The organism is Bradyrhizobium sp. YR681 (genome assembly GCF_000282615.1).
Lineage (GTDB): Bacteria > Pseudomonadota > Alphaproteobacteria > Rhizobiales > Xanthobacteraceae > Bradyrhizobium.
Genome location: NZ_AKIY01000341.1, coordinates 1 through 5,858 on the forward strand (window position 1 = coordinate 1; position 5,858 = coordinate 5,858).

At 65.0% G+C, this 5,858-nt stretch carries 8 protein-coding genes; 4 read left to right on the plus strand and 4 right to left on the minus strand.

Annotation, left to right across the window (positions count from 1 at the left end; translation table 11 throughout):
* Nucleotides 1-142: 142 nt before the first annotated feature.
* Nucleotides 143-490 (minus strand): hypothetical protein, encoded by a 348-nt coding sequence (locus PMI42_RS36910; RefSeq protein WP_008145056.1) that lies wholly within the window; start codon nt 488-490, stop codon nt 143-145.
* Nucleotides 491-585: 95 nt separating this feature from the next.
* Nucleotides 586-1,572 carry a tripartite tricarboxylate transporter substrate binding protein gene (locus PMI42_RS36915; protein ID WP_035968089.1) on the minus strand — a complete coding sequence of 329 codons (987 nt, stop codon included), beginning with the start codon at nt 1,570-1,572 and terminating at the stop codon, nt 586-588.
* A gap of 147 nt (nt 1,573-1,719) precedes the next feature.
* Between PMI42_RS36915 and PMI42_RS36920 the strand changes: the two genes are divergently transcribed.
* Nucleotides 1,720-1,977: a hypothetical protein gene (locus PMI42_RS36920; protein WP_008145059.1), complete on the plus strand. Its 258-nt coding sequence runs from the start codon at nt 1,720-1,722 to the stop codon at nt 1,975-1,977.
* A gap of 127 nt (nt 1,978-2,104) precedes the next feature.
* Here PMI42_RS36920 and PMI42_RS36925 read toward each other — a convergent pair whose 3' ends face one another.
* Both PMI42_RS36925 and PMI42_RS36930 read right to left on the minus strand, forming a co-directional pair.
* Nucleotides 2,105-2,626 (minus strand): REP-associated tyrosine transposase, encoded by a 522-nt coding sequence (locus PMI42_RS36925; protein WP_035968086.1) that lies wholly within the window; start codon nt 2,624-2,626, stop codon nt 2,105-2,107.
* A gap of 124 nt (nt 2,627-2,750) precedes the next feature.
* Entirely contained in the window at nt 2,751-3,686 is a 936-nt protein-coding gene (locus PMI42_RS36930) for a LysR family transcriptional regulator (RefSeq protein WP_008145063.1), read from the minus strand.
* 118 nt (nt 3,687-3,804) lie between these two features.
* On the opposite strand from PMI42_RS36930, the gene PMI42_RS36935 reads away from it, so the two are divergent.
* The 3 genes from PMI42_RS36935 to wrbA form a co-directional block, all read left to right on the plus strand.
* Complete coding sequence (locus PMI42_RS36935) at nt 3,805-4,557, plus strand: SDR family NAD(P)-dependent oxidoreductase (RefSeq protein WP_008145066.1); 753 nt, start codon at nt 3,805-3,807, stop codon at nt 4,555-4,557.
* 35 nt (nt 4,558-4,592) lie between these two features.
* A complete protein-coding gene (locus PMI42_RS36940) occupies nt 4,593-5,291 on the plus strand; it encodes a pirin family protein (protein WP_008145068.1) in 699 nt (232 codons plus the stop codon).
* A gap of 50 nt (nt 5,292-5,341) precedes the next feature.
* A partial coding sequence (gene wrbA / locus PMI42_RS36945) for an NAD(P)H:quinone oxidoreductase (protein ID WP_008145069.1) occupies nt 5,342-5,858 on the plus strand: 517 nt, incomplete at its 3' end.

Genomic DNA, 5,858 nt, shown 5'->3' on the forward strand with positions numbered 1-5,858 from the left:
CCAGTCGCCGCCATTCTCTTCGGCGTCGTCCTGCGGATGGTGCTTGGACATCGACCGGAATCGGACAGCGAGCGCCAGCGCTGAACGAGGCAATGTGACCGCATCGTCGCGCCGGCAGCGGCGCGCCCTGCGTCAGCGAGCGCTAATCGTCGTCATCGTAAGGCCGCGGCTGCGCGGGCGGAGGCGCACTGTTGTTGTAACGCGGCGGCGGTGCAGCGCGGTTGCGCGGGGCCTGCTGTTGCGGCGGCATCTGGTTATTGGATTGGAACACCGCGCGGCATCCGCTCGAGAGCTGCGGTGTGTTCTGCTGCAAGCAGGCCGTGATGCGGCTCACGTCCGGAATCTGGTCGCTGCACAGGCGCCACACATCCGGCGTGCAGGCCATCTGCTGTTCCATGGTTCCGCGATATTCGTCGGCGAATGCTGCGCCCTGCGCGACGATGCCGCCGATCGCAAGCGCCACACCCAGCGCAATCCGCTCTGTTCGCATGTCTCAATCCTTCCCGAGTCTCTCCGATTTTGACCAATCAATGAGACGCGGGCAGGTTCTGACCCAACAAAAAAATGTGAATGCGCCGCCGGAACTTACTCCACCTTGCCGATCTTCTTCACTGCCGCAATCAGCCGGGTACTGTCGGCCGCGACGAACTCCGAGAAGGCCGGTGCATCCTGATAGGCGACGAGGCTGCCCGAGGTCTCGAAGGCCTTGAGGACATCAGGGCTCGTCATCACCTGCGCCATCGCCTCGCGCAGGCGGCTGGCGACCGGTGCCGGCAGCGAGCTCTGCGCGAACAGGCCGGCCCAGATGTACATCTCGACGTCCTTGTAACCGAGCTCCTGGAAGGTCGGCACGTCGGGAAAGCTCGCGATGCGCTTTGCGCCGCAATTGCCGAGCACGCGCAGCTTGCCGTCGTCGACTTGCGGCTTCAGCGTCCCCGGTGCGGCGGCGATCGCCTGCACGGTGCCGCTGAGCAGCGCTGTCAGCGCCGGACCGGCGCCGCGAAACGGAACGTGCAGCAACTTGATGTCGGCGCTGCTCGCAAACATCTCCATCGCCACATGCAGGGTGCCGTAAGGCCCTGACGAGCCATAGGTGATCTGGCCGGGCCGCTTCTTCGCATCCTCGACGAAATCCTGCGCCGTCTTCCATGGCGCCGAGGCCGGCACCGCGAGCAGCGTCGGATCGGCCAGGACGCGCGCGATCGGCATGAACTGCGAGACTTCATAGGCGGCGGGACGGTCGAACAACCGGTCGGCCTCGGGGAGCACCGCGAGCGAGGACAGCGTCATCAGCAGCGTGTAGCCGTCGGGCTCGGCGCGCGCCGCCGCGGCATTGCCGACCGATCCGCCACCGCCTCCGGCGCGGTTGTCGACGATGACGGGCTTGCCGAGGATCCGTTCCAGCGCCATCGCCACCGGGCGCGCGGCAAGATCGGCCTGGCCGCCGGCCGGAAAGGGCACGATCATGGTGATGTTGCGCACCGGATAGGCCTGCGCGAAGGCCTCGTCCGGCAAGACCACCCGCAACAACGGCAATGCCGCCGCGGCACGCAAGAGATCGCGTCGATCCATCATGGTCCCCTCCCCCCGATTTTCTTTTGTCTCGCCAGCCTAGCGTGCCGCGCGGCAAGAACAAGGCGTTAACGAAGCATTGACCATGTCGGGCCCGGTCAGGAACGCATCCCTGAAGCCGTTGTTGCCCTGCCGAGGGAGTGAGTGATGCGGAATCTTGCGACCATCGACCTTGCCGTGGACGAGATGCTGGTCAATCTCGCAGCGATCGTGCTGCGGCTTTCGAGGCCCGAATTGACGCGAACGCCGGAAGCCCGGCGCGCGCTGGCGCAATCGGTCCATCAATACGCGGTGTGCGCAGCGCGATCGAGCGACCCGCGGGTGCATCAATTGAAGACGCAGCTGGAGGAGACGCTGAAGCCGAACTTGCGGATTGTCGCGCGGGATGGGGTGAAGGTGTCGTAGGCCGCCCATCAGGCGAAGACGTGGGCACGCTTCGCTTTGCGCACCCTACGGTGGCTTGCTCAAACGAGAGACTAGCGAGGTTTCGTAGGGTGGGCAAAGGCGCGCTCTTCGCGCGCCGTGCCCACGATCATTCGCCAAATTGCCCCGCAATGTCCCGCATGTCCCCGCCCCAATCCGCAGGAAGCATCCCCTGCTTGACGTAGCGATGGAAGCTGCTGAGCGACCAATCGCGCACCCGTGTGACGAGTCCATGCTTCACCGGATTGAAATGGATGTAGTCAACGTGCCGCTCCAAATCCGCGTCATCGCGAATCGCGTGCTCCCAGTAGCGACGTTGCCAGATGCCTTTCTCGCGCTTCTTCAATTTGCTTATTGAAGGCACCCCAGCCTCCAAGCCACGCGAAAATCCGCCTTTGATCAGATTCCAACGCGATGAAAAATCGACATCGCCGTCTGGAAGCGACCAAACGGCATGGAGATGATCGGGCAAGATGCAAATGGCGATCGTCTCGAAAGGGCGGCGTTGCTGGACGGTCCGATAAATTCGCCTCAGGCGATCAACCTGCTCCACGAGTAGAGTGCTCGAACGATCGGCAAGCACGACCGTGAAGAAGAACGTGCTGCCATATGCCCGCCGATACCGAGACACTTGCGATTCCCTCAGACAAAGTCGTGGGCACGCTTCGCTTTGCCCACCCTACGGCAGCCTGCGCGGAGGACAGATTAGCGAGATCTTGTAGGGTGGGCAAAGCGAAGCGAGCCCACCGGAGGATCTACCCGGCTTTGGCACCTCTCTTCGGCCGCCGCTTGCAGGTGCCCGGCAGCTTGGCTGCGAGAAAATCGCCGAGGGCTTCGACGCGGGCCGGCCGCGGGCCGCCGGGCGGCGTGACGAGGTGCACGGCGCCTTCGGCCTGTTTCCAGTCTTTCAGGATCACTTCCACTTCGCCTGACGAGATCGCTTCGCCGACGATAAACTCGGGCAGCTCGGCGATGCCGAGGCCCGCGATCAGCGCCGGCATCACGGCCTCGCCATTGTTGACGCGAAGCTGGCCGCCGGGGCGGACGCTGGCCTGCTCGCCGGCGGAATTGGTGTAGTGCCAGACGTTGGGCGTCGAGAGATAGGCGTAAGCGAAGCATTTGTGCTCGGCCAGATGCATCGGATGCGTCGGCCGGCCGTGTTTCTTGAGATAGGACGGCGCGGCTACCGTGAAGCGCGGCATGGTGAAGAGCCGCCGCGCGATCAGCGAGGAATCCGGCAACCGCGCGATCCGCACCGCCATGTCAAAGCCCTCGCCGATCAAATCGATGGTCGCATCGCTTAAGTGCAGATCGACCGAGACCTCCGGATAGGTTTCGAAGAACTCCGGCAGCAGCGGCGCCACCGCCTTGATGCCGAACGTCATGGGCACGGCGAGCCGCACCAGGCCGCGCGGCGCCACCGATTGCGCCAGCGCCTCGTTCTCCGCGGCCTCACCATCGACCAGCAGGCGCGTGGCGCGCTCGGCGAGCTTGTGCCCGGCGTCGGTCAGCGCCAGCCGGCGCGAGGTGCGGTTGAACAGGCGCGCGCCGAGCCGCTCCTCCAGCCGGGTGACCGCCTTGGAGACCGTCGCCTTGGACATCGCAAGCTCGCTGGCGGCCCCCGCAAACGACCGTAATTCCACGACTTTTGCGAAAATCGCGAGCGCCTCGAAATCCGGGAGTTTTGCCATATGCGTCGGTCCAACAGGGTGTTTTAGGAAACAATAGGTTTCAACAGTTTCTATTTCTATACCACAAGCGGAGGCTTATCCAAGGGTCAATCGCAAACCCACGGACTGGAGAAATCCAATGACCAAGAAGCTCTCAGGCAAGGTTGCCCTCGTCACCGGCGGCTCGCGCGGCATCGGCGCCGCCTCGGCCCGCGCTCTCGCCGATGAAGGCGCCGACGTCGCCATCAGCTATGTCGCTTCGCCCGACAAGGCCGAGGCCGTCGTCACCGAATTGAAGGCCAGGGGCGTCAAGGCCCGCGCCTTCAAGGCGGACCAGGCCTCCGCCAAGGACGTCACCAAGCTCGTCAACGATGTCGCCAGGGAATTCGGCCATCTCGACATTCTCGTCAACAATGCCGGCGTTGCCGCCGGCGGCGCGACCGACGATGCCAAGGCCGACACCGATGCGCTGGAACGGCAGGACCAGGTCAACGTGCATGGCGTGATCGCGGCGATCCGCGCTGCCTCGCAGTTGATGGGTGACGGCGGCCGCATCGTCACGGTCGGCTCCATGCTCGCCGACCGCGCCTCGTTCCCCGGCCTGGCCGACTACGTCGCCACCAAGGCGGCCGTCGTCGGCTACACCAAGGGCGCGGCACGCGACCTCGGCCCGCGCGGCATCACCGTCAACGTCGTGCAGCCCGGCTCGATCAACACCGACATGAATCCGGACGACGACCGCGACTTCGCGGAAGCCCAGCGCAAGCAGCACGCGCTGCAGCGCTTCGGCCGTCCCGAGGAGGTCGCCGCCGGCGTGGTGTTCCTCGCCAGCCCGGAAGCCTCCTTCGTCACCGGCACGGTGCTCAACGTCGACGGCGGGTTCGGCGCCTGATCCAGGCGCCCCCCACTCCAACAAGGATTACGCAAATGATCGAACTCAGACCTTACGCAAAACTCGGCGGCGCCGATCACGGCTGGCTGAAAGCAAAACATCATTTCTCGTTCGGTGGCCACTACGACCCCAACAACATGGGTCACGGCGCGCTGCGGGTGTGGAATGACGACGAGATCGCGCCGAACACCGGCTTTCCCGCCCATCCCCACGCCAACATGGAAATCATCACCTATGTGCGCGAGGGCGCCATCACCCACCAGGACAGCCTCGGCAACGAGGGACGCACTGAAGCGGGCGACGTCCAGGTGATGAGCGCCGGCAGCGGTATCCGCCACTCCGAGTACAATCTGGAGCCGAGCAAGACGCGGATCTTCCAGATCTGGATCGAGCCGACGCTGCGTGGCGGACAGCCGACCTGGGGTTCGAAGCCGTTCCCGAAGTCGGACCGCTCCGGCAAGCTCGTCACCATCGCCAGCGGGATCGCAGGTGACACCGACGCGCTGCCGATCCGCGCCGATGCGCGGGTGCTCGCCACCACGCTGAAGGCCGGCGAGAGCGCGGAGTACGAGCCGCAGAAGTCGCGGCACCTTTACCTCGTGCCCGCGGCGGGCGCGGTCGAGATCAACGGCGTGCGCGTCAATGCCCGCGACGGCGTCGCGATCCGCGACGAGGAGAAACTGAAGATCACGGCGCTCGAAGATTCAGAGCTCGTGCTCGTCGACGCGGCTTGACGATCAAAGCAACCAATCACGCCCCTCACTCAATCCCAACGGAGACCACCATGACCAAAGTTCTCGTCCTGTATTATTCCGCCTACGGCCACATCGAAGCGATGGCCAATGCCGTCGCCGAAGGCGCGCGCGAAGCCGGCGCCACCGTCGACATCAAGCGCGTGCCCGAGCTGGTGCCGGCGGAAGTCGCGAAAGCCTCGTATTACAAGGTCGACCAGGCCGCGCCGATCGCGGAGATCGCGGACCTTGCCAATTACGACGCGATCATCGTCGGCACCGGCACCCGCTTCGGCCGGATGGCCTCGCAGATGGCGAACTTCCTGGACCAGGCCGGTGGGCTCTGGGCCAAGGGCGCCCTGCACGGCAAGGTCGGCGGCGCCTTCACCGCGACCGCGACCCAGCATGGCGGCCAGGAGACGACGCTGTTCTCGATCATCACCAACCTGCTGCATTTCGGCATGACGGTTGTCGGCCTGAACTATGGTTTCGCCGGCCAGATGAAGCTGGACGAGGTCACCGGCGGTTCGCCCTACGGCGCCACCACGATCACCGGCGGCGACGGCAGCC

What these genes read in the sequence shown, in the direction of transcription:
- PMI42_RS36930 (WP_008145063.1), bottom strand. Translation starts at nt 3,686, where the DNA reads ATGGCAAAACTCCCGGATTTCGAGGCGCTCGCGATTTTCGCAAAAGTC.
- PMI42_RS36935 (WP_008145066.1), top strand. Translation starts at nt 3,805, where the DNA reads ATGACCAAGAAGCTCTCAGGCAAGGTTGCCCTCGTCACCGGCGGCTCG.
- PMI42_RS36915 (WP_035968089.1), bottom strand. Translation starts at nt 1,572, where the DNA reads ATGGATCGACGCGATCTCTTGCGTGCCGCGGCGGCATTGCCGTTGTTG.
- PMI42_RS36920 (WP_008145059.1), top strand. Translation starts at nt 1,720, where the DNA reads ATGCGGAATCTTGCGACCATCGACCTTGCCGTGGACGAGATGCTGGTC.
- PMI42_RS36940 (WP_008145068.1), top strand. Translation starts at nt 4,593, where the DNA reads ATGATCGAACTCAGACCTTACGCAAAACTCGGCGGCGCCGATCACGGC.
- PMI42_RS36910 (WP_008145056.1), bottom strand. Translation starts at nt 490, where the DNA reads ATGCGAACAGAGCGGATTGCGCTGGGTGTGGCGCTTGCGATCGGCGGC.